This is a genomic window from Spirillospora sp. NPDC048823, assembly GCF_043198445.1.
Classification (GTDB): Bacteria; Actinomycetota; Actinomycetes; order Streptosporangiales; family Streptosporangiaceae; genus Spirillospora.
The window spans coordinates 1-20,155 of record NZ_JBICUT010000018.1 but is presented as its reverse complement, the minus strand read 5'-3'; the positions used below and the strand labels follow the sequence as shown (position 1 = coordinate 20,155).

Annotated in this window: 17 protein-coding genes and 1 pseudogene; 9 read left to right on the top strand and 9 right to left on the bottom strand. The window is 66.1% G+C overall.

Annotated elements, in window-relative coordinates; all coding sequences use genetic code 11:
• Nucleotides 1–247: 247 nt before the first annotated feature.
• Nucleotides 248–469 (top strand): hypothetical protein, encoded by a 222-nt coding sequence (locus ACGFK0_RS31550; RefSeq protein ID WP_392911495.1) that lies wholly within the window; start codon nucleotides 248–250, stop codon nucleotides 467–469.
• 28 nt (nucleotides 470–497) lie between these two features.
• Nucleotides 498–737: a hypothetical protein gene (locus tag ACGFK0_RS31545; protein ID WP_392911493.1), complete on the top strand. Its 240-nt coding sequence runs from the start codon at nucleotides 498–500 to the stop codon at nucleotides 735–737.
• A 104-nt stretch (nucleotides 738–841) separates the two neighbouring features.
• Here ACGFK0_RS31545 and ACGFK0_RS31540 read toward each other — a convergent pair whose 3' ends face one another.
• Nucleotides 842–1,921, bottom strand: a complete 1,080-nt coding sequence (locus ACGFK0_RS31540; RefSeq protein WP_392911491.1) for a DUF3500 domain-containing protein — start codon at nucleotides 1,919–1,921, stop codon at nucleotides 842–844.
• Nucleotides 1,922–2,388: 467 nt separating this feature from the next.
• Here ACGFK0_RS31540 and ACGFK0_RS31535 point away from each other — a divergent pair, with 467 nt between their 5' ends.
• Nucleotides 2,389–3,081: a hypothetical protein gene (locus ACGFK0_RS31535; protein ID WP_392911489.1), complete on the top strand. Its 693-nt coding sequence runs from the start codon at nucleotides 2,389–2,391 to the stop codon at nucleotides 3,079–3,081.
• A gap of 125 nt (nucleotides 3,082–3,206) precedes the next feature.
• Here the strand turns inward: ACGFK0_RS31535 and ACGFK0_RS31530 are convergent.
• Nucleotides 3,207–3,404, bottom strand: a pseudogene (locus ACGFK0_RS31530) (transposase family protein); the annotation flags it as partial.
• A gap of 118 nt (nucleotides 3,405–3,522) precedes the next feature.
• Between ACGFK0_RS31530 and ppk2 the strand changes: the two are divergent.
• Nucleotides 3,523–4,326 carry a polyphosphate kinase 2 gene (gene ppk2 / locus ACGFK0_RS31525; protein WP_392911487.1) on the top strand — a complete coding sequence of 268 codons (804 nt, stop codon included), beginning with the start codon at nucleotides 3,523–3,525 and terminating at the stop codon, nucleotides 4,324–4,326.
• A gap of 196 nt (nucleotides 4,327–4,522) precedes the next feature.
• Nucleotides 4,523–5,212: a hypothetical protein gene (locus ACGFK0_RS31520; protein ID WP_392911485.1), complete on the top strand. Its 690-nt coding sequence runs from the start codon at nucleotides 4,523–4,525 to the stop codon at nucleotides 5,210–5,212.
• Nucleotides 5,213–5,594: 382 nt separating this feature from the next.
• Here the strand turns inward: ACGFK0_RS31520 and thiL are convergent, their stop codons facing one another.
• Nucleotides 5,595–6,665 carry a thiamine-phosphate kinase gene (gene thiL / locus ACGFK0_RS31515; RefSeq protein WP_392911483.1) on the bottom strand — a complete coding sequence of 357 codons (1,071 nt, stop codon included), beginning with the start codon at nucleotides 6,663–6,665 and terminating at the stop codon, nucleotides 5,595–5,597.
• Nucleotides 6,666–6,708: 43 nt separating this feature from the next.
• A complete protein-coding gene (locus tag ACGFK0_RS31510) occupies nucleotides 6,709–7,380 on the bottom strand; it encodes an HIT family protein (RefSeq protein WP_392911481.1) in 672 nt (223 codons plus the stop codon).
• Nucleotides 7,381–7,538: 158 nt separating this feature from the next.
• Here ACGFK0_RS31510 and ACGFK0_RS31505 point away from each other — a divergent pair, with 158 nt between their 5' ends.
• The gene (locus ACGFK0_RS31505; protein WP_392911479.1) at nucleotides 7,539–8,306 is read left to right on the top strand and encodes a hypothetical protein; all 768 of its coding nucleotides are present in this window, start codon (nucleotides 7,539–7,541) and stop codon (nucleotides 8,304–8,306) included.
• A gap of 1 nt (nucleotide 8,307) precedes the next feature.
• Complete coding sequence (locus tag ACGFK0_RS31500) at nucleotides 8,308–8,928, top strand: class I SAM-dependent methyltransferase (RefSeq protein WP_392911477.1); 621 nt, start codon at nucleotides 8,308–8,310, stop codon at nucleotides 8,926–8,928.
• A gap of 6 nt (nucleotides 8,929–8,934) precedes the next feature.
• Here the strand turns inward: ACGFK0_RS31500 and ACGFK0_RS31495 are convergent, their stop codons facing one another.
• Complete coding sequence (locus ACGFK0_RS31495) at nucleotides 8,935–9,444, bottom strand: HIT family protein (RefSeq protein ID WP_392911475.1); 510 nt, start codon at nucleotides 9,442–9,444, stop codon at nucleotides 8,935–8,937.
• A 1,115-nt stretch (nucleotides 9,445–10,559) separates the two neighbouring features.
• On the opposite strand from ACGFK0_RS31495, the gene ACGFK0_RS31490 reads away from it, so the two are divergent.
• Nucleotides 10,560–11,267, top strand: a complete 708-nt coding sequence (locus ACGFK0_RS31490; protein WP_392911472.1) for a nuclease-related domain-containing protein — start codon at nucleotides 10,560–10,562, stop codon at nucleotides 11,265–11,267.
• Nucleotides 11,268–12,091: 824 nt separating this feature from the next.
• Nucleotides 12,092–12,496, top strand: a complete 405-nt coding sequence (locus ACGFK0_RS31485; protein WP_392911470.1) for a hypothetical protein — start codon at nucleotides 12,092–12,094, stop codon at nucleotides 12,494–12,496.
• A gap of 564 nt (nucleotides 12,497–13,060) precedes the next feature.
• Here the strand turns inward: ACGFK0_RS31485 and ACGFK0_RS31480 are convergent.
• The 4 genes from ACGFK0_RS31480 to ACGFK0_RS31465 all read right to left on the bottom strand — a co-directional run bounded on the left by ACGFK0_RS31480 (nucleotide 13,061) and on the right by ACGFK0_RS31465 (nucleotide 19,885).
• Nucleotides 13,061–13,738: a hypothetical protein gene (locus ACGFK0_RS31480; protein ID WP_392911468.1), complete on the bottom strand. Its 678-nt coding sequence runs from the start codon at nucleotides 13,736–13,738 to the stop codon at nucleotides 13,061–13,063.
• Nucleotides 13,735–17,787, bottom strand: coding sequence for a tetratricopeptide repeat protein (locus ACGFK0_RS31475; protein ID WP_392911466.1), 4,053 nt, complete (start codon nucleotides 17,785–17,787; stop codon nucleotides 13,735–13,737). Before ACGFK0_RS31475 ends, ACGFK0_RS31480 begins: the two co-directional genes overlap by 4 nt.
• 3 nt (nucleotides 17,788–17,790) lie before the next feature.
• Complete coding sequence (locus ACGFK0_RS31470) at nucleotides 17,791–18,561, bottom strand: hypothetical protein (RefSeq protein ID WP_392911464.1); 771 nt, start codon at nucleotides 18,559–18,561, stop codon at nucleotides 17,791–17,793.
• A gap of 730 nt (nucleotides 18,562–19,291) precedes the next feature.
• Nucleotides 19,292–19,885, bottom strand: coding sequence for a hypothetical protein (locus ACGFK0_RS31465; protein ID WP_392911462.1), 594 nt, complete (start codon nucleotides 19,883–19,885; stop codon nucleotides 19,292–19,294).
• Nucleotides 19,886–20,155 lie beyond the last annotated feature (270 nt).

Genomic DNA, 20,155 nt, shown 5'->3' with positions numbered 1-20,155 from the left:
CCGCTCCATCTGGCACAGGCCGCCTGCGAAAGGCTCGGGTGGTGTTCGCGCGTCCTGACGGATCTGCCCTCCGTTCAGAGTGGATCTCCCAACGCTCAGAGACCTGCTGAACCTGAGGTACGACCGATTCACTCTGCCGAATACCTGGATCGTTGGGATCGCCGCAGCCGCCTTGATCCGCCATGGCTCCCTTCAATATGTACGAAGCCCTCCATTGTTGCTCCGGCGTCTGGCCCTGGAACGGGCGGTGGCCGATAACGATGTGGTGCTGCTCGCGCGGCTGGTGGCGATGGGCTGCGACCCGGCGGAGGAGATTCGCAGCGGGCTGAGTCCGCTGGAGGTGGCCCTGCTCCATCGGGCCTTCGAGGTCATCGCGTGGCTGCTCGAACAAGGTGTTCCGGTCGAGAACTCCTTGCGGGTCGGTCGGCGCGCACGCCGTCGATGTGGACCTTGCCTGGACTCTTCTTGACCGTGGCGCGTCGGTCGATGCGAGCACGGTGACGAGGGCGTTGGAGAACGAGGACCCGGAGGTCGTGCACCTACTGTCCCGCGCTGTGCGGCCGGACGAGGGGCTCGCCCGACTTGGGCCGCGGCTGCGGATGCTGGCCGCCCAGGCCGCGCTCGCCGGTGACCGGCTATCGACCCGATCCGACCCAACGGCTGCCGAGCGTGAGCAGCGCCGGTCTTCGGTACCGACAGAACTCGCGGACCGATTCGACCCCGACCGCCGCACCTGACCGCCCAACCGCGCCGGTGAACGCCATCACAGACATCAACGCCAGCATGCTCTCCGCGGCAGTAGAGGATGTTCGCAGAGTCGGGTCGCGGGGATGGACGGTGGTCAGTGGTCCTGCTGGGTCGTGTGGTGCTGGCGGTAGTGCTCGGCCAGAACGTCGTCGCCGAAGTCGTCGGCGGGGTTGCGCCAGACCGAGTGGATGTGGGCGCCATTGTTTTGAGAATTGTCGTGTTCGATCAGCAGGACCGGTCCTTGGATTCGGAAGTAGTGCCGGTCTCCGGGTGAGGTGCCGCCGGCCCAGGCGAATACCAGGTTCTGCAGGCCGGCGTGCTCAATGTTGCGGAGCTGCGCTGCCGCCACGTCCGATGGCAGCCGCCCGGCGAACGCTTCGACGATGGCGAACAGGGCGCTGAGCTGGTGCTCGCGCAGCGCGTTTCCGGGCAGCCCTTTGGGGGCGTCGCGAACGTAGCTGAGGATGTCGCGCTCGGCCTCGTCGAGCACGTAGTCGGGTTCTGGCGCGAACACCGGATCCGGCCGCTCAAGGTGACCGATCTTGGGTGTGATGCGGGTCGCCAGATCCGGCGGCGGTCGATGGTGGATGATCGCGGAGGCGCGTTGGTCAGGGTCGAGGGAGTTGACGAACCGGTAGCCGGCTTCCTCGTCATCGGTGAGCGGGGAGAGTGTGCCGAAGGTCGCCGGCTGCGAACCGAGCAGGGACGGGGTGGGAGACACATAACGTCCGTCTACCACGGTCAAGTTGAGCGAGACGTGGTGCCCGGCGAGCTGCCACCCCCACGCGCCGGTGTCGCCGGGGCGGCCGAACACCTTGAAGCAGTACCGTCCCGGGTCGAACAGCTCCGCGCTCGCCGGGCTTTGCAGCGCAGCCAGCGCGTGGAGTACATGCTCCATGGCGATCACCGAGACGACCTTGGCGTAGCCGGGCATGCTGGTACCGGCCACGATCAACTCGTGCGCCAGCTTGCGTTGCGCCTCGTCGAGCGCGCCGAGCGGCAAGCCGTCGCGTTGCCTGGCGGGCAGGAACGACCAGTCGCGCCGCTGAGCCTCATCGGCGAAGTCGAAACCGACTTTGTCCCGCTGCACTTCGGTCAGCGCCGCAAGGAAGTCGGCTGCAGCGCCGGCCATCGCGCTCGCGGTCTCGGGAGCAGTCAGCGGCAGTTCATTCACTGTGTCCATCCTCGGTCTCGAAGTCTGCACAAACCCCCAGAGCCCTGTCCAGCGCTCGGCATCGTCCGAGAGGTGAGTATGTGCAGCGGTCGCAAAGGCTCGAGCATCGTCGCGATGGCCGTCTCACGTCACGCGCCACGCCTCGACCAGGTCAACCTCCTACACCACCTCCGTGGACCGCAACCGCCACAACGTTGTTCCAAAGGTCCCATGCGCGCTGTGACTTTCGCGGCGCACCAGGAGTTGCGAAAGACTTGCTCCGAAACCTTCAGGCGATTCACTCTGACGACAGCCCGAGATCGTGATCAGGTCGTCGAGGTGACCGCCGGCGGCCTCGGTCTCTACGATTGCGGCGGCAGCGCCCCACAATCATTGGTCCTCACATACCAAGTCATCGGGCGGCTGTCTCGTGTCGCACGCCCTGCCGATCCAGAGAGATCGCGATCTTCGACCATACGAGGAGGATGATGAACGGCTCCGCACCGTTCCAGGAACGCTATGTCCGCGTCGTTGAGCAGCTGGCGGCAAGCCCGCTCGTCTCTATCGACCATGAAAAGTCCGGTGAGGACGTGCTGGACGGGGCCGCGGCCGACGTCGTGTTCGCGGGGTTGGCCGCGGACTACGACCTTCACCTGGATGAGGCCTTCCGCCGCCTGTACTTCACGTCCAAGCAACTTCACGTCGCGTGGCGGCTGACAGCCGACAGCACGTGCACCGGAGAAGTCTGCCTGCAGAACATCACTGAATGGGCGGTGGGCGAGTGGGGTCCCGACGAGGGGGCGCTGCCTCCCGAGGAGCACGCCATAGTGGCGGACCTCTACACCATCGACTACGAGCCGCGCAGCGGGACGGGGTCGGTCACTGCGATCTCCGTACCCCACGCGCGCCCGCTGTCCCTCCGAGCGGACAGGAAGATCTGGTACTGCGATGGCGGTCACCGGCTCGAACAGTTGGACGTCGACTACGCCGGCTACCTCGACGCGGTACTGCTCACCGTGGGCGCCCCCGGGTGGCATTACCTTTTCGCCGACGTCAACCTGCGGCGCGAGGTGACGCCCAGCGTCGTCGCGGCTTTGGAGCACTGTCTCGCCGTCCTTCCGGAAATCTTTCCCGGACACGATTACGAGCCGCTTCGCAGGCGCTTCGACGCCCGCATGTGAGCCGCGCGGCCTACCGGCCCGGTACCGGTCGTCCAGTCGTGCGGGCAGGTTGACGGCAAGCACTTGCCAGCCCACCGCCAGCGCGACGTCGCGTGCAACGCTTCCTGCTCGTCATGGATGACGAGGAAGCCACCGTCGCCGCGCCAGTTCCACAGGGCGACCCTGGCGCAGCCCTTGTTGGCTGCCAGTTCCCGGATGATGCCCCAGATCCGGGCTGCGGCCAGGTCGTGGACCGAGCCGCGCAGCGGTCCCGATACCCACAGCAAGGTCCCGTCCGGTGCGGCGATGACCTGGAGGTTCATGCCGTGGCGGTGATGTTGTCCGCGCCCTGGCCCACCGCGACCACGACGCCGAGTGCGAAGACCCAGGCCCGACACGGGATGGGGTGGCGCATCCGCCAGACTGAGGCGGAGGCGCGCATGTTCGATTTATGGAGGCGGTATGGGCTCATCCCGGCGGTTGCCCCGGCGGATCTACGAGCGTGAACTTCTCCGGCTGCAGGAGCAGCTGATGCTCATGCAGGACTGGGCACACGCCGAGGGGGTGCGCATCGCCGTGGTGTTCGAAGGACGGGACGCCTCCGGCAAGGGCGGCACCATCAAACGCGTCACCGAGTACCTCAATCCCCGCGTCGCCCGCATCGTCGCGCTCCCGACGCCCACCGAGCGGCAGCGAACCCAGTGGTACTTCCAGCGGTACGTCGAACACCTGCCCGCGGCCGGGGAGATCGTCCTGTTCGACCGGTCCTGGTACAACCGCGCGGGCGTCGAACGGGTCATGGGCTTCTGCACCGACCAGGAGTACAGACGCTTCCTGCACCAGTGCCCGACCTTCGAGCGCATGCTCGTCGAGGACGGCATCCTGCTGCGCAAGTACTGGTTCTCCGTCAGCGACGCCGAGCAGGAACGCCGCTTCCGCAAACGGCTCGAAGATCCCATGCGGCGATGGAAACTGTCCGCCATGGACTTGGAGTCGATATCGCGTTGGGAGGAGTACTCGCGCGCCAAGGACGAGATGTTCGTCCACACCAATATCCCCGAGGCGCCCTGGTTCGAGGTCGAAAGCGACGACAAGCGCCGGGCCCGCATCAACATGATTTCCCATTTGCTGTCGAGCATTCCCTACCACGAGGTGGAGCATCCGCCGCTCCAGCTCCCCGAACGCCCGCCTTCCAAGGGCTACGAGCGGCCCCCGCGAGGCGCGCAGACCCACGTCCCGGACCACGCGGCGACTCTCCGAGGCTGACGGGCTTCCCGGTGCCCACTCGCTGAAGATCTCGGTGTCGGGCTTCCGTGCAGATATCCGTAAAGATGATCTGCGCTTCCGGTTCGTCTCTGGGACGCCACGTCCGGATCCGGACGTCGTGGGGAGACCACCAGGAATCTTCTGTGGCCTGCTCTAGCCTTACTGGGATCCGACCGATGGAGTTCGGGGGGCGGTTATGGCAGAGCGCTGGATCACGAAGAACGGTCGGCGGATTCCGATCGATGACGGTGGCGGGGGAAAGGCCATCGCAGCCGGATTGGCCGCGATCATGATGGTGGGAAGTGGCGGAGTCGCCGGCGGCGCCGCGGGCGCGGGGGCGGGCGAAGCCTCCTCAGTGAGTGCGAAGACCGTCAATGCTCGCAAGGGGGATGCAAGGCGTTCCGCCCGTAAGGGGAATGCCGACAAGGCATGGCGGCGCCTGGGCGTGCGGCAGGTCAGACGGTCGCTCGATCAACGGGACGCGGGGTGTGTGCGCGTCACGTGGGGGGAAGTGCAGCGAACCGTCATCCGAAATCCATGCACCTCGCTGGATCGGAGGCTTTTCGCGATCGCCGACCGGAGGGGGAACACCGCCCTCGTCTCGGTCGCTTGGGCAAGGTTTCGCAACAGCGGTGACCGGCGACGGTTCCAGCGGGTGATCGATGTTTACGGTACCGGCGACATCAAACCGCTGGCCGCGAGCAAGCTCGGCTTGGCCGGTATTCGGTTCACCGGCCGCTATTACCATTCGATCCCTAGAAAGGCGCGGCTCACCGTCGCCGAAGCCGAGGCCGTCAAGGGTACTTTCAGCCCCGAAGTGTTGGACGGATTCGCCGAGATCGCCGCTGAACTGCCGAGACCACCGAACAGCCGGAGGCGACGCTGAGGAGGAGAAACGCTCGCCGAGCCGGGCGACGTCTGCGAACCGGGAACCGTGCTGGTCGCGTCAAGACCCGAGGGTGCTCGCGCCGCATTGACCTGGTTGCCGACCACCCCGAACCGGGGGTGGTCCTCGCGGTGCGCCCGTCCGAGCCCTCGGACCGCTGGTGGCTGCTGCACGAGCTTCGGTCCCGTAGCGGGGCAACCGGCGAGCAACATGAACTTCTGGCTGCCGTTCGTCCCCCGCTCGGCCGAGAAGCCGCCCATGTGCCAGGGGTCCGCCGTGCGGAAGACGCAACTGGAACTCGAGGTACTCATCGGCCATCGGACTCCTTTGTCCTATGGGTCAGTCGCCGGGCGCGGCCAACGTAACAACGCCCCCGGTCGGCTCAGGTGGCGTGACGCCAGGGAACGCCGGGAAGTTCTTCCTCCCGGCCGTCCGCGCGCCTCAGCCTTACCTCGCGTTCCTCGGTGGCATAGCCGATGTCGCAGAAGTCGAGACCGGCGTCCGCGAAGATCTTGGAGAGCTGCGACACTCCGTCTTCCGCGACGGTGAAGACCAGTTGGAAGTCCACCGAGTCGCCCAGGACGACCGAGGTGAGATCACCGTTGGTCAGCCGTGCGACCTCCGCCACGATGTCGGCGACGGGGAGTGCGCTCTCCTCGACCACGAAGCCGACGCCACCGGCGGCGGCCAGCGACTGGACGCCGGCCTTCAAGCCGTCGGAGGTGTCCTGGCAGCTCGTCACCACACCGCTCGTGCTCAGGCAGCGCCCTTCCCGCACGAGCGCCTGGGGACGTCGCCATGCGGATATCAGCACTTCCTCCTCGGCCGGCGGGAGCTTCGCCGAGCCGGGGCCGAGACCGCCGAAATAGCGCTGTGCGGACGCCGCAACCCCTGTCGGCCCTGTGACGCAGAGGCGATCTCCTGCGCGGGCACCGGTCCGCAGCAGTGATCCGCCTCGCTCGACGATGCCCACGGCGGACGCGGACAGGATGATCCTCTCCGCGCTGCCGATGTCGCCTCCGACGTTGGGCGTGCCCGCCTGCCGGCAGGCGTCGCGAATCCCTTCCATGAGAGCCGTGAAGTCGTCGTCCGGCAGTGAGCGCGGATAGCGGACGACCGTCAGGAGCGCGATCGGCAGCGCGCCCATGGCGGCGATATCGCTGAGATTGGCCATCGCCAGGTAGTAGCCGATGTCGTAGTTCGACAGGTAGCCGAGTTCGTACAGTTGGAATTTCGGTCCGCGGACGTAGTCCGATCCGACGACGATCTCCATGGCGCCGTCGATTCCGAAGACCGCGCAATCGTCTTGGGCGTCGGCGCCCGCGATGAGTTCGGCCTGGACTCCGTTCTGCAACCGCTGCGACCATCCTGACTGCCCGCCGAACATGGGCGCGATGATGTCGGCCAGCCGCGTCGGCTCGTCGGAGGCGGTGCCGGTGCCGGTGCTCTGCATGGAACCCATCCCATCCTCAGCTTTTGGCGGGGGTGTCAATGGCCTAAGGCAGCGAAAGCCTCCAGCGCGCAGTCTCTTTCATCGTCGCCGTCAGGAGATCTTTTCGGACGACGACTGCGTAGTCCCACTCCGGGTCCGGGATGCCCAGAATTCTCCCTGCCACTGATCGGAGATATTGGCGGGGCCTCGCCTGTACCGCAGCGTACACCTGGTGTTCGGCCGTGTCCCCGCAATAGAAGTACGGGCGATCGTCGTATCCGAACTGTTCTAGATCGGCCAGTCCGCCCAGGGTGGTCGACACCAGGCCATCCCTTGCCATCAGCGCGTTGACCTGCCCGAACGGAAGGGGAAGCAGGTGAATATGGGCGTGGGTGACGCATGCGGAGCCTTCCATTCCCATTGTTGAGCCGTGCTCAAGGAAGACCGGATCGCCGAAACTTGCCGTGTATAGTGGGATTATTCGTTTAAGTGCCGTTGCCACGTCTTCGGCGTGGTCGCACATCACAGCACCAAAGCTGACATAGTGGGCGGTCGGTATCAGCAGCAGATGCCCCCTGGTCAGTGGCGACATATCCGCGAGCAGCGCGAGGGTGCTGCCGCGTGCGAGGATCCTTCCCGGCGGGGATCCGTTGTAGACGCGATGGAAGGTGACGTGCTCGGCCCCGGTGAGCTCTTGACAGAAATCGGACCCGGCACAAGAGTCTCGTTCGGTCACGGATCACCTCGACCGCAATTCGGACTAGCCTGATTGCTTTATTTGACCGACCAGAATATGGCCCTGGCAAAGTCGGCAGCCATATTGTTACTCGTCCCGGGTATGGTTTGGCAAGGGTGCGGCGGGATTGCGGTGTGCCGAACGGGGATGAGCGGTAGATGAAGATGGCGGCAGCGCGTACCATAGACCGCTCAATCGTGCTGGCGGCAACGGTGCTGCTCGCCGGCAAGCAGTACGGCTTCCCTTCGGCCGAGTTATGGAAAGATGTCGAGCATGAATACTCGTACGTCTTGATCGTATTGATCTTGACCGCCGGGTTCTTCGGTGTCGTTTCCCCCTGCGCGTCGTGGTCTCACCGTCTCCGTGTCGAGCGCCGTCTGGTCATGCGCAGGCATGTCCTCACCGCGTTCGGGCAACTGATCGAAGTTTGCAGAGCGGTGACGCCCGAGATCGCGGTGAGCGATCCAGGGCTGCACATCTGGCAACGGAAACACAATCACCGGCATCCGCTTCGCGGTGAGCTCACGCGCGTGGCCACTTACCGCCTCGGCGCGTCACCGGCGACTCGCAGGATTCGCCCGACACCGGGTGTCGGCGTTGTGGGGCTATGTTGGAAGCTCGATCAGGAAGTGAGCGTCGATGTGGCAAGGCTCGCCCGAAACCTGGTCGACGAGGCCACATTCTCCTCATATCGGGCACAGGAAGGCGTGGATTCCGTGATGGGGTTCGGTTGGGAGGAGTTTCAGCGCTACCGCCATCGCGGTGCGGTCTTCGCCACACCGATCAGAAACGGTCGTTCCGGGTTCGTGGGCTGTGTCAGCTTCGATGTATCACATGGTCACGATGCCCTCGATGTGCAGCGCATCTGGCATATCCTCAATTCATTGAGCTTCGTGGTCGGGGAGGACGGGTTCGAGAATGTCTGAGGTGGGCGAAATCACCCGTCAGACCTGCGGCTGCTACGACGCCAATGCGAACTCCTATGGCGAAGCCTCCGAGGACTACGACAGGTTTCCCGGACTACGCACGGAGGTCATCGAGTTCGCGCGGCAAGCACCGCATCCCATGCCCGTCCTCGACCTTGGATGCGGTGGTGGCCGAGACACCAGGCTGCTTGCATCGCTCGGCCGTACGGTGATCGCGGGTGACTACGCTCCGGCCATGCTCGAATGGGCCCGCAGCCGATCACGCGAGGAGGGGCGCACGCTCGGCTACCTGCGGCTGAACGCCCTGACACTCCCGCTCCGGGACGAGTCGGTGGCCGGGGTGTGGGCGTCGGGAAGCCTGCTCCACATCCCATCGGCCGGGCTGGAACGCGCGCTGGCGGAGGTTCACCGCGTACTGGTCCCGAGCGGTATCGCGGCGATAAGCATGCGCGTCGGCGACGGGGAGGGCTGGAAGGAGGGCGGATCGCTGGACGGGCCGCGCTGGTTCACCTTCGTCGATCCGGACGCGTTCGCGGACCGCTTGGAGGCGGCGGGATTCACCGACGTCCGGATCCGCTTCGCCGGCCGTGCCGGTTGGTTCATCGCGGTCGGGACGCGATAACCCGCCTCATTGCCAGGCATCCGGGTCGGAGTTGGGCGCGGCCCGGCGAATGCCTCCGCGAGGATCATCGACATCGCCATGGTGTCGGGGGATCAGGTGGATGTGCAAGTGGTCGATGCTTCGCCCCGCCGCCTTGCCGTCGTTGATACCGATCGTGTACGCCTCGGGAAAGTACTTCTCGTCGATGTGGTCCCGCGCCGCGCGCATCAGGCTGTAGGCGCTGAGGACCTCCTGATCGTCCAGCTCGAAGAACGAGACGACATGCCTTCTTGGGACTATTTCGATGTGTCCGGGATTGGCGGGAAAGTTGTCAAAGCGTGCATAGAATAACTCGTTCTCGCAGAGAATCCTGTTGAGTGACGGGTCATCCGGTTGGCAGAAGAGGCAGTCGGTTGCGACCTCGCGAGGCCGGGACTGGAGCTTGTTCTCCTCAAGCCCACGGCGCCCCGAGAGGAAAACGATCAGGCGTCGAAGTCCTCTGCTTCGCTCTTCTCCCGACGTATGCCCGATGAGCATTGTGCTTCAAGTCTCCCCTGTCGCCGAAAAGTATGGGTATGCGCAAGACTGATGATCAATCGGGTAGCGGAGTATGCGCGGTCAGACTTCGCAGATGTTAGCGGCTGGGATGGCTGCATGAAGGTGAATGGTCACAGGAGTCATCGGGGTCACGGTAGATCCTGACGGTGGACTATGTCACAAATGTCGTATCCGCCCACTAGAACACGTTACGACTCTGGCGTTTCGGACTGCAAGGTTTCCGCCGCGTGAAATAGCGGCCGCTTGGGTGTTCGGTCGGTGACGGTCGGTCGGTGCAGCAGCGTCGTACGTGGTCAGGGAGGCTCAGGTTTTCGCCGCGGTGGCAGCGCTTCGTGCTCGGGAGATCCGGTGTCCGGGTCGGCCGCCCAGTCCGGAGTGTTGACGACGCGTGAATTCTGGCTCTGGCACACATTCCGTGAAGGGGCTGGTCTGGTAGGTCACGGTTCGGGGGTTCTTGCCGGTACCGGTGTCATGATCGCGAGCATCGCCGATGTGTCGATCAAGGAGGCCGCTGAGGCAGCCGCAGCCGTGGTCCCCGCCGCGTCGGTCCCCCATCGGCCCCCCAACGCAAAACCAGCGGTCCCCCCGACCCGAACTAGATCAAGGAAACCGCTGGTCAGAGGCGGAGGATCGGGGATTTGAACCCCGGATGGGCTTGCACCCAAACCGCATTAGCAGAGCCCCGTAACCCGTCCGCAGAGGGTGGCCGCATGCCACAGAATCCACCCAAACGAGGGCATGCGGCCGCCCCATTCACCAAGATCCATCTCTCTCCCACGCAGTTGGGCCACACCCTGGCCACACCAGCGCGCCCGCTCCAGTGAAGTCACGGCAGCGCACAGATGATCCAAACGAGCGATCACTCTCCGTACAGCATCGGGCTGTCATCCGACCCTGTCGGTGCCGCACGTATGCGAGCCGCGACATGACGAAAGGTCACGCTGGCAATAGTCGCGGTAGTACGCGCTCCGCGGCATGAGCGGACGTAGCTAGCCTCCAAATTCATCCCGACGTCACCAGATCCGGGGAATCTCAAGGAGCTGAACGCCGCCGTGACGGCAGACCGCGGTCCTTGGCTTCGGCAGCGGTCCCCCATGTGGGTTCGCCCGATCCGCTGGCCCATACCCCCGCGCATCGCGGCTGCTGTTCTGGGCGATCGGCCGACAGGTGCGGGTCCTCCCGGCGGGGATACCACACGACCCGTCTTTTCAGTGGCTGTCCGCGCCTTCTGGGAGCGCTTGAACGAGCTCAGACCACGCAGCTGGCCAGGGCCCGCTGCATGGGATAGAGGTGACAGAGCGCGGCGAAGGACGGAACGGACGCTTTTCTCCTTACAAAAGGACGGCTTCGTCAGCCTTCATGGCCGCACCGTGTCATTCGCGGATGACGAGAATTATCCGTCTCCAATCGATCACCTGGTCATCGGACCCACCGGTGTTTTCATCATCTATTCGGAAGAATGGGATAAGCGTTTGCCGGTTCGCGCGCTATCTCCCCCTCTTCGGCTCTTGCATGGGCCCTTCGACAAGAGGGCCCGACTCGATGAGGCTCAACAGGCGGCGGATGCGGCGAGTCAGTTGCTCAGCGCCGCAACTGATCTTGAAGTTCGCGTAACACCTGCTCTCGCGATCTTCGGACCCACTGTGCCTTTTAAAGTCCTCACCATGCGGGGTGTGGATATCTACAGTGGAACCAGAGTTCGCTACTACCTGCGCTCCCGAAAAGCACTAAGTCTGACCGGTGTAGAAATCGAAAGCATCCTGCAGGCCGCCCGGACAGCGTTTCCCGCTTCCACCCGGTAACAGCCGGGCGCATTTAGGCCCGCTGACCTGCTCGATGGGACTGTACGGGTAACCAATCACAACCTGGACACACCCACGCTGGGATCTGGCGCGTCAGAAGCCGCCCGCCTCGAGGTTTCTTGGTCCACAGCGCCGAGAGTCGCCTTGGCTGGAGCTTTCAGAACTCACGAACCCAACCGCCAGGTCCGCACATGCGGCGTAGTCCCACGCCGGGTATGCAGCTCAGCGCCACCTCGACCAAGCCCGGCTGCTCGCCGAAGGAGCTAGAGGGATTCATGTCAGCGGCCAAGATCATTTCCCCGGGTACGGCCAACGACTCCCCACTGACGGTCCCCACGGACGGCCACTTCTGTTCCCCATCTCCGGTGACCAACGACGCTGGGTGTTCGCGGGGCGTCGAGGCTCGCGTCACGCAGAGGCCGACACGAGCCGCGTCGCTTGGCGTTGGTCACAGGGGCCGGGCCTGCTCCGTGCTTCCGGCCTGGACAAAGGCTCCCGGAGCCAGGACCAGTGTGGCGGCCAGGAGAAGGTCGGTGTGAGCTGGAGGGGGCTTGAGGGTCGCTACGGAATGTAGTTGACAGGCGTGGCCAGATAACTCCCCGATCGTGGCCGTCCACGGGGAATCACAACTGGCCACTGACAGATTCACGCTCGCCCCTCCTCCTCGCCCCCGGTACCCACCTGCAAGGTCGAGGGGCTGAGCCATCGCAGAAGATGATCGAACACGTGGCCAAGAGCAGACGCTGGAAGTGGATGCCTAAACCCGGGTGTCCGCATGCGGGCATCTGTAGTCGATGACCTGTGTTGAGGAGTGGACGGGGGCGATGATGTTGGACGTGGCGGTGCGCGTACTGATCTGGGCCGGTGGACTGATCGCGGTGGCATCGGCCGTCGGTTTGGTCGTGTACTTCGCGGTCAAGGGATTCCGCTGGGTAGATATGGTCGGCGTGATAGGTGCCGTGGTCGGCATCGTCGGACTGGTGATAGGAGTGACCGGAATGATCCTGGCCCGCCGTGCCGGGTCATCAGACCAGTCGGCCGCGCAAGAGCAGGCGGTACAAGCAAGAACGACAGGAGAGCAGCCAGTGCGCTCCGGGCGGGCCGCTGGCGACCAAAGCGCCGTGTCCCCAAAAGGTGACAGCGCAACTAAACATTCGATGAAGGCCCGCGCCTCCGGACACAGCCGAATCTACCAAGCCGGCGGAGATCAGCACATCAATGATCAGTGAACGGTCCGCAGCTGACTTCCCCGGCCAGTTTCCGGTCGGCGCTCGGAAGCCCTCCGGAACGGCTTGATCAGTGTAGCCGTCCCCAACCGGAGGACAGATCGAAGGCCGACCAACGATTCTAGAACAGTCTCGTCATCCGCCTTGCCCGCGTCGCACTGATCGCATTCCTCCGCGGCAGCGCCACCACCATGGGCGCTGGCCTTGTCAGCTTCACCATCTGGTGGGTCAGCCGCTAACTTAGACGGTCCTGGAGCTCCCGACGCCAGGGCCATCTCAATGGTCCGCTCGTCGGCAGTACCAAGCGGACTGCGGCAGTAGAGTGCGTGCGTTTGACGGCCGTCAGTCGTTCGCGGCTGCGCTGGATGCCCCTGAGGCGGCGTGGAATCCGACGAGGCCGGGGGCACGAAGATCTGGAGAGCAACCTTCGCGGTGGTAGCGGCTGTTTCTGCTGGTGAACATCTTAAGGCCCGGCCAAGCCTTGACGATGATCGTCGCGGCTGGATCGGCTGGATCGTTCAACGCGACCCAACCGTCGTTGCGGCGTCTGCGCTCCTGCGTCGACCGCTATCGGATCGGGGTGATTCCGGCCAGGTGGATGACCTTGCGGATCTGTTGGAAGAAGGACCGGTCGGGGTCGGTGTCGCTGGTTCGCCATGCCTTGAGGTGGTCGGCCAGGGTCTCGAAGTGGCGGTCCAGCGGGCGGTGTTCGGGGGCTCGAGGGCGGTGTACGTCGGTGTGGGTGATGAACTGTTCCAGTACCTGAGCGGCGCGTCGTACCTCGTTGCGGTGGTTCAGCGTCATGGGCGTGGGGGCCATCACGTCGCAGACGTGGAGGCGGCACAACATGACTCCGCAGTCGTAGTACCGGACACCGGGAGGCCCGACAGCGATGCGTGCGGCTTGCATGAGGTGCTCGAGCCGCCGCCTGGTGCGGGTTCTGCTGAGGATCCAGCCCATGATGAGGTCGCTGCTTCGGCTGGCGTCGACTTTCGGTTGGTTCTCCTGGGTGGGGATGCCTTCCAGCGCGTCCTCGAAGATGTCGATGAGGGACGGATCGATGTTGATGTCGTTGAGCCGGTCGACCGCCCAGTCGCTCCGGTCCCTGATCAGCAGGGCTTCGCGGCCGGAGAAGAGGTAGAGGTTGTCCTCCTGGATCTCGGAGTAGCCGCTGTAGACCTCCTCCAGTTCGAAGCCGAGGCGGAGGTGCCAGGGCGACGGGTCGCCCGGTGGGACGTTCGTCATTCTTCGCTGGTCCTTTCCCGGACGGTTGCGGCGACGACCGTTGAGTGGTGGACCGCTGGCCCAGCCTTGCCAACGAGCTGGTCCAGCTTCTCCATGCACATGATCGTGTAGTAGTCGGCGAACTCGCCGAGGACGTGGGCTGCCTGGACGCATCGCCGGAGCCCGTTCACCTGTTGATCGAGGTCGGTGGTGAGCATGGCCTCGGTGTAGCTCCGCCACCATCGCGCGTAGTCCGGATCCAGCACCTCGAGACGGGCCATCGCGGTCTCCGCTCCCGGCCGGTCGGACCGGCCGATTAGGGCGATGACCGTGGCGCCGAGTGCGAGGCGGGCGCCGACCGTGTCACCGGCCCGCCGGAAGGCGTCGACCGCCTCCTGCGCGTGAGTAAGCATCTCTTCGTAGTCGGCGGTCGCCAGCGGTGAGTTGTTCATGACCAGCAGGAAAAGGCCCAGCTCGGCCTCCCCCTGGGTGCGGGCGCCGCGAGGACCGTCTGTAAGCGGACTCAACCGTGCGATGGCCCGCCGCGCACTCCGGATCTGCCGCTCGTCGCGTAGTGGGCGGGTGAGGTCGAAGACGGCCGTGCCGGATCTGAGCGTGGAGAGCGGAACCTTGCTACCGGGGTCGCCCGTGGCCAGCCGCAAGGACGCGAGGATGCCCAGCTGCCGCACCAGCGCGGCGAGGTGGACGCTTCCGTAGTCGTCGACCAGTTCCCGGTAGAGCTCGACCGTGCGCTCTGCTGGGGGACAGGCGGCCGGGTGGTCGCCGACCTGTACCAACCGCGCCACCAAGTTCTTGAAGGCGACCGCCAGCTGGTTCAGATACTTCGGCCGGTCCTGCTCCGCCAGTGCCTCGAACAGCGCACAGGCCCGCCTGGTGCGGGCCAGCGCGTCGGCGTGGCGTTCGGCGGCGGCGAGCCGGTTGCCGTGGTTGGTCAGCGCGACCGCCAGTGCCGGGGTGTGGGTCACCGGATCGGCCTCGGCGAGTTCCTCGTACATCCGTACCGCGCGGTCGGACTCTGCCAGCGCCTCGCGATGCTCGCCGGCTTCGGCCAGCCGGACCGCGTGAAGGGTTAGTGACTCCGCGACCTGGGCGTTCGTAGCGGTCTCGGACAGCCGCTTGCGTATTGCGAGCGCACGTTCGGATGCAGCGAGCGCCTCGGCGGGCCGGCCCGATTCGGCCAGGGAGACCGCGTAGTTGTGAAGCAGTCCGGCGAACTTCTGCAGCTGCTGCGGATCGGGCGCATCGGCCAGCTCCTCCTGCAGTGCCACGGCATGCTCGGAGTGGCTTATCGCTTCAGCGAATCGGCCGACCTGGCTGAGGTGGTGGACATGCTTGAACAACGTGTCGGAAAGCGCCAGCAATGGCGCGGGGCCTGGCGCGTCGACGGCCAGTTCCTCCCGCATCCGGACCGCTCGCTCCGACCAGGTAACGGCCTCGATCGGGCGGCCCAACCGGTCGAGCAGCGCCGCATGGTTCGCCAGGGTACCCGCGAACGCATGTAGATTGGCCGCCCGGTCACCGGGACTGAAGTCCTCGAAGAGAGTGACGGCCCGCTCGATGCAGACGAGGGCCTCGGCGGTTCGGCCGACCTCGATCAGGCAGGTCGAGTAATTGGTCAGTGCCAGGGCGAGCCGGGGCAGGTGGGCCGCCGGCGCGGTCGCGGTGAGTTCCTCGTACTGTTTGACCGCCTGTCCTGCGGCTGTCATGGCCTCGGCGTGCAGCCCGGCGTGGAGCAGCCGCATGGCGTGGTGGGTGGTCGCACTCGCGAGATCGGGCAGGTAGACGCCGCGGTTCGCGGAAGCAAGTTCGCCACGTAGCGCGACGGCTCGTTCGCTCTGCTCCAAGGCCTCGGCATGCCGCCCAACTTCGGCCAGCTTGATCGCGTAATTGTTGATCGACGTCGCCAGCTCGGGAAGGTACCTGGCGCGGTCGGACTCGGCGAGCGCGGTGCGCAGTTCGACCGATTGGGAGGACAGCGTCAAAGCCTCCTCCGCCTTACCTGCCTGCCGCAACCGGGCCGCATGGTTGTCGAGCGCATTGGCCCAACCGGCGTCGTCCCGCCCGATCCCGGCCCTGGACAGCCCCTCATAAAGGGCCACCGCTTCGCGGGAGGCGGCCATCGCGTCGGCCCGCCGGCCGACCTGATCGAGCCTGAGGGCGAGATTGTTCATGGCCTCGGCGAGGTCCTCGCCCCAGAATCTAGTGCCGTAGAGCGCTCCTTCGGCGGCGTCCTCCATTGTCCGTACGACGAAGTCCGGCGAGTTGGGATTTGGCAGGAACTCGAGGACCTCCTCGGCATACCGCAGCGCGTCGTCGTGACGTCCGACCGCGGCCAGGTCGTCCGCGTGGTTGGACAGCGCTCCTGCCAGCAGGCTCCGGGCGCCGAAGCGGTCGGCGGCCACGAGCCTCCGGCCGACCTCAACGGCGAGCCCGGACTGTTCCAGCGCCTCACCGGTCCGTCCCGCGGCCGCGAGCCGGTTCGACAGCGCGAGGCGGAGACGTGCCTCATCGTCGAGATCTTCGGTCTGCGGCAAGGTCCGGGAGGCCCAGGCGAGGTCGATCGCGGCGGCGCCGATATCCAGGTCGACATGTCGCCCTGGGGGCAGCAACTGTTTTACGGCGGCCAGGATCTCGTCGGGGAGGTCGTCGATCGAGGCGAGGCTGGACAGTGTGGCGCTGCCGGCCTCCAGCGCCAGGGCCGGGTCGGAACGCAGCAGTGGGTAGAGGACCTTGCCACGGAGGTGCGGCCAGCGTTCGGCGGCCGAGGTGAGGAACAGCATCGCCCGCCCGACGACCACCGGCCGCAGATCCTTCCCCTCGGTCAGCAGCGTGGCCGGGACGTTCTTGGCCCAGGGATCCGGATCGTAGGCGCTGATGTCGTGGCCCGGAGTCAACAGGGCGATGAAGTCCTCGGCCAGCCGGTCGGGGTAGAGCGGCTCCAGGACCAGTTCGCGGTCGCTCGGCGGGTAACAGAACCGGTGGTCGACCAGCAGGTCCTGCGGATGCCCGGGCAGGTCCAAGCGCCGGATGGCCCGCGACCCGCAGTCCTGGTCCACCGCCCCCGTCAGCGCGGCCGTGAAGACCGCGCGGGCCATGACGGCAGGGCGGGTCTGGAAGTCCTGCCCGTGGGCGCCCGCCTCGAAGAGCCGCTGCCAGACCTGGTACTCGCGATCGAGGAGGTACGCCGAGAGCTCGTGGGGGCTGGTGGGGGCCTCCGCGCCTCGGCGGAACGCGTCAACCGCGACCAGCGCGGCCATCTGTACGGTCAGCGTGAGGCCATAGTCGGGGTGATCTGGCAGAACGGCAGGCGCGGACACGGCACTGGCGTCCTGGAGGCCGTAGAGGTCGGCGAACCGGTCCCGCGCGGCGCGGAACATGGCGGGCCGGTCCTCGCCGAGCGGCGTCAGCAGAAGATCGCCGGCACCGGCCCGGAGGTCGGCCAGCACGCCGCGGAGGCCTGCGAACCATCGAACCGTCCGCCCTATCAGCAGCACCCTCGTGGGCCGCTCCTGCTGGAGCGCCGGATCCGACAGCAGCCGTTCCAGCTCGCTGAGGGCCCAGCGGTCGGCGTAGTCGACGACCAGCAGAACGCCGACCGTGTCCACCTCGGGGACACTCGGCTCGCCGCGGTGCGTCGGCAAGGTACCGGCCTGCAACACCTGCCACCGCCGGTCACGGGATCGCTCGGCGAACTCGCAGGCGAGCCGGGTCTTGCCCTGGCCGCCGGGGCCGTGCAGCAGCAGCACCGACAGATGGCCGTCGGCGTCCCGCCATTCCCCGAGCCGCCTCAGTTCGGTCTGGCGGCCGACGAACGGGACCACCTGACTCCGCGCGCCCAGCAGGCGGCTCGGCTGCTCCAGCAGCCACTCCGTGTCGGGTGGGGCAGAAGCGACAAGATCGCCGATGAGATACGGACGGGTCCGCCCGTGGTAATGGAAGTTCTGGTCTCCGCCGGCCTGGAAGATCCGGGCGCTGCCAGCGGCGGTCGCCTCAAGGTGGACGTCTCGGTCCTGGCCTGCTGCGCCGTCCTGGCCCGAGGCGGGATTCATGGATCAGCTCTCGGTGATGTGCTGGTCGCGGCCGGCCTGGAAGATCCGGGCCGCCCCGGAAGCCCTCGCGCGCATCGACGTCCCCGGGGGTGCGACCCCGTCATCCGCCGCCACCTCGCCGCCCGAACCAGCCAGGTCCGGGACTGGGCTCGAAGGCGTCCGGGTACCGGTGGAGCCGCCCAGGGACCGTGCGTCGTCGGGCAGGCAGACCCACGCCGTGGTCCGGGTCTCCTTCACCTCGACCTCGATCTGGCGGTAGGTGTCCGGGCGGCTCGCCGGAGTGTGGCGGATGACGTCGTGGTAGATCGGCTCGGACGCGATGACCGCGACCGACCCCGAACTTGTGGCCAGCGCGTCCCTGAGCGGACGCGCGTCCAGAAGGCGGAACGCGGCGTTTACCGCGTCGCCGACCACTCCCCGACCATCGTGCTGCACCTCTCCCGCGTGCACCGCGATCCGCAACCTGACCTGTGCCTGCACGGCGTGGACATGGTTGTGCTCGGCCAACGCGGCCGCCAGGGCCCACGGCAGATCACGCACCACACGGTCCTTGGGGACGTCCGGACGGAACAGCAACAGCAGCCCGTCCCCACGGTCCTCGTGATAGCAGTCCGCCCACGTCACCCCACAGGCGCCCAGAGCAGCCTCAACCGCGTCGTACATCCCGTCGTGCGCCGCGACCCGATGCGCGTCGGACCGGTCCGAGTCGGAGAAACGCTCGATGTCGGCGCAGAGGATCAGCCGGTGCAGCCGCGACATCCAGGTCATCTCCACCCGCAGCACTCCTCCCCGCACCCATTCACGACACCTGGGACTGGTGGGGCTCAGGCTAGCCCTGGCCGTCAGCCGACTCTATGTAGAAAGTCACATTCCGCCAGCTCGCTCGCCGACCACCTCACCGCGTACGGCATCGCCTGAAATGCTGGCCTGTCCGCTGGCCGGGGATTAGGACTTGCCGGCACCGGGCGGGTGTTGTTCTTGTTCTTGGCCGCGATGGCCGAAACCGAACGGGAGAACGTCCGCGAAGCCACCCTGGAGGACTGAACGCCGCCGCAAGGGAAACCGCGGCGGCCGGCCCCATGATCATCGAGGACATCCCGCACACCCGTGCTCCGCCACCAACCCACTGCCCGGCAACCTGTTCCACGAGGTCATCGCCCTCCACACCGAACCGGGCGACACCCTCACCTTGATGACGGCGACCGTCCCCGCAGCCGCGGCGGTTGGGGCTACCTCGACCCGGCACCGGCCACATCACCCCGCCCCACCCGCGAGCGACACGTTCCGGCACGCATGGTGATCCCTCAACACGCACCTCGCCTCGCCGACGCGCGGCCCGCGCGGAAGCCGCTACTGACTGTCCCGGTCCCCCCGCGGCCCGGTCCGCGCAGCTCGTCACACCCGCGCCGCCCTAGACACCGCCGAACACATCGCCCGGAACTCGGCAGAGTGCGCGGTCAGCGGCAGATCCGGACGTCATTATCGCCGATGTACTGCGAGGTGGTCATGAAGCCCGACTCGCCGCTCCCCACAGGTAGTAGGCGGGGAGTCCGCGCTGTAGCCCGGACCGATAGATCCCGACTCCCGCGTCTGGCAGCACATCACCGAGGTGCCGAGCCTGGACGGCCTGAGCCTTGCGGAACAGTTCCCCGACGGTGAAAGCATTGCCGTTGTCCGCGTCAACTCGAACGCCTGCCTTGGTGCCTCCGCCGGGTCCGAACGGCAACAGGTAAACCCGGGACGCGCTCAGCTCTGCCCTAGTGTCAGTGACCCGACCGGCATCGCCCGACGACCACGTCATCGCCACGTCCTGCACCGCGGCGAACGGCAGGTCAGGCCGGTGCACCGCCAGCTCGTCGGCTGTCAAGGGCGCCGTTCCCAGATGTGTCGCCTTCTCTATCACCGTGGACGCCGTGGTGACGTAGTAGCTGATGCGCTGGCGCCTGATCGCTTCGAGATCTGCCAGGCCCCATGCCGCGAGGTGTGGCCACCAGGCGTCATACATGACGACATCGCTGTCGCAAAGAAGCACCCGCAGCGGTCTGTCGTCGTGCGGGAACCGGAACACGGCCCCCGGCTCGATATCAGCTGCCTCCACGCGCGCAGCGTAGTCGCTTGGTGGATCTGAATCCCTGTCACCCTGTCGGCTCGCGATGCACTGTTCTCGGCAGAGCCACGCGGACCGCCGCATGAGCGGACGTTAGGTACAGATCGATCGGTTTGGTCACGCACTGTAAACAGTCGGGACGGCAAAGATGCAGGTGTGCATCTACCCCTGGTCTTTCACGAAGCCTGGCTGTTGAGTGGCGCGCCTAAACAGAAAAATGCTCCTGAACTGGGATGATGTGGAGTGTCGAAGTCCGTATCA

Coding starts and splice junctions, on each gene's coding strand:
- thiL (WP_392911483.1), bottom strand. CDS start 6,665: ATGCAGAGCACCGGCACCGGCACCGCCTCCGACGAGCCGACGCGGCTG.
- ACGFK0_RS31490 (WP_392911472.1), top strand. CDS start 10,560: ATGTGGGTTCGCCCGATCCGCTGGCCCATACCCCCGCGCATCGCGGCT.
- ACGFK0_RS31505 (WP_392911479.1), top strand. CDS start 7,539: ATGAAGATGGCGGCAGCGCGTACCATAGACCGCTCAATCGTGCTGGCG.
- ACGFK0_RS31495 (WP_392911475.1), bottom strand. CDS start 9,444: ATGCTCATCGGGCATACGTCGGGAGAAGAGCGAAGCAGAGGACTTCGA.
- ACGFK0_RS31520 (WP_392911485.1), top strand. CDS start 4,523: ATGGCAGAGCGCTGGATCACGAAGAACGGTCGGCGGATTCCGATCGAT.
- ACGFK0_RS31480 (WP_392911468.1), bottom strand. CDS start 13,738: ATGACGAACGTCCCACCGGGCGACCCGTCGCCCTGGCACCTCCGCCTC.
- ACGFK0_RS31535 (WP_392911489.1), top strand. CDS start 2,389: ATGAACGGCTCCGCACCGTTCCAGGAACGCTATGTCCGCGTCGTTGAG.
- ACGFK0_RS31485 (WP_392911470.1), top strand. CDS start 12,092: ATGATGTTGGACGTGGCGGTGCGCGTACTGATCTGGGCCGGTGGACTG.
- ppk2 (WP_392911487.1), top strand. CDS start 3,523: ATGGGCTCATCCCGGCGGTTGCCCCGGCGGATCTACGAGCGTGAACTT.
- ACGFK0_RS31475 (WP_392911466.1), bottom strand. CDS start 17,787: ATGAATCCCGCCTCGGGCCAGGACGGCGCAGCAGGCCAGGACCGAGAC.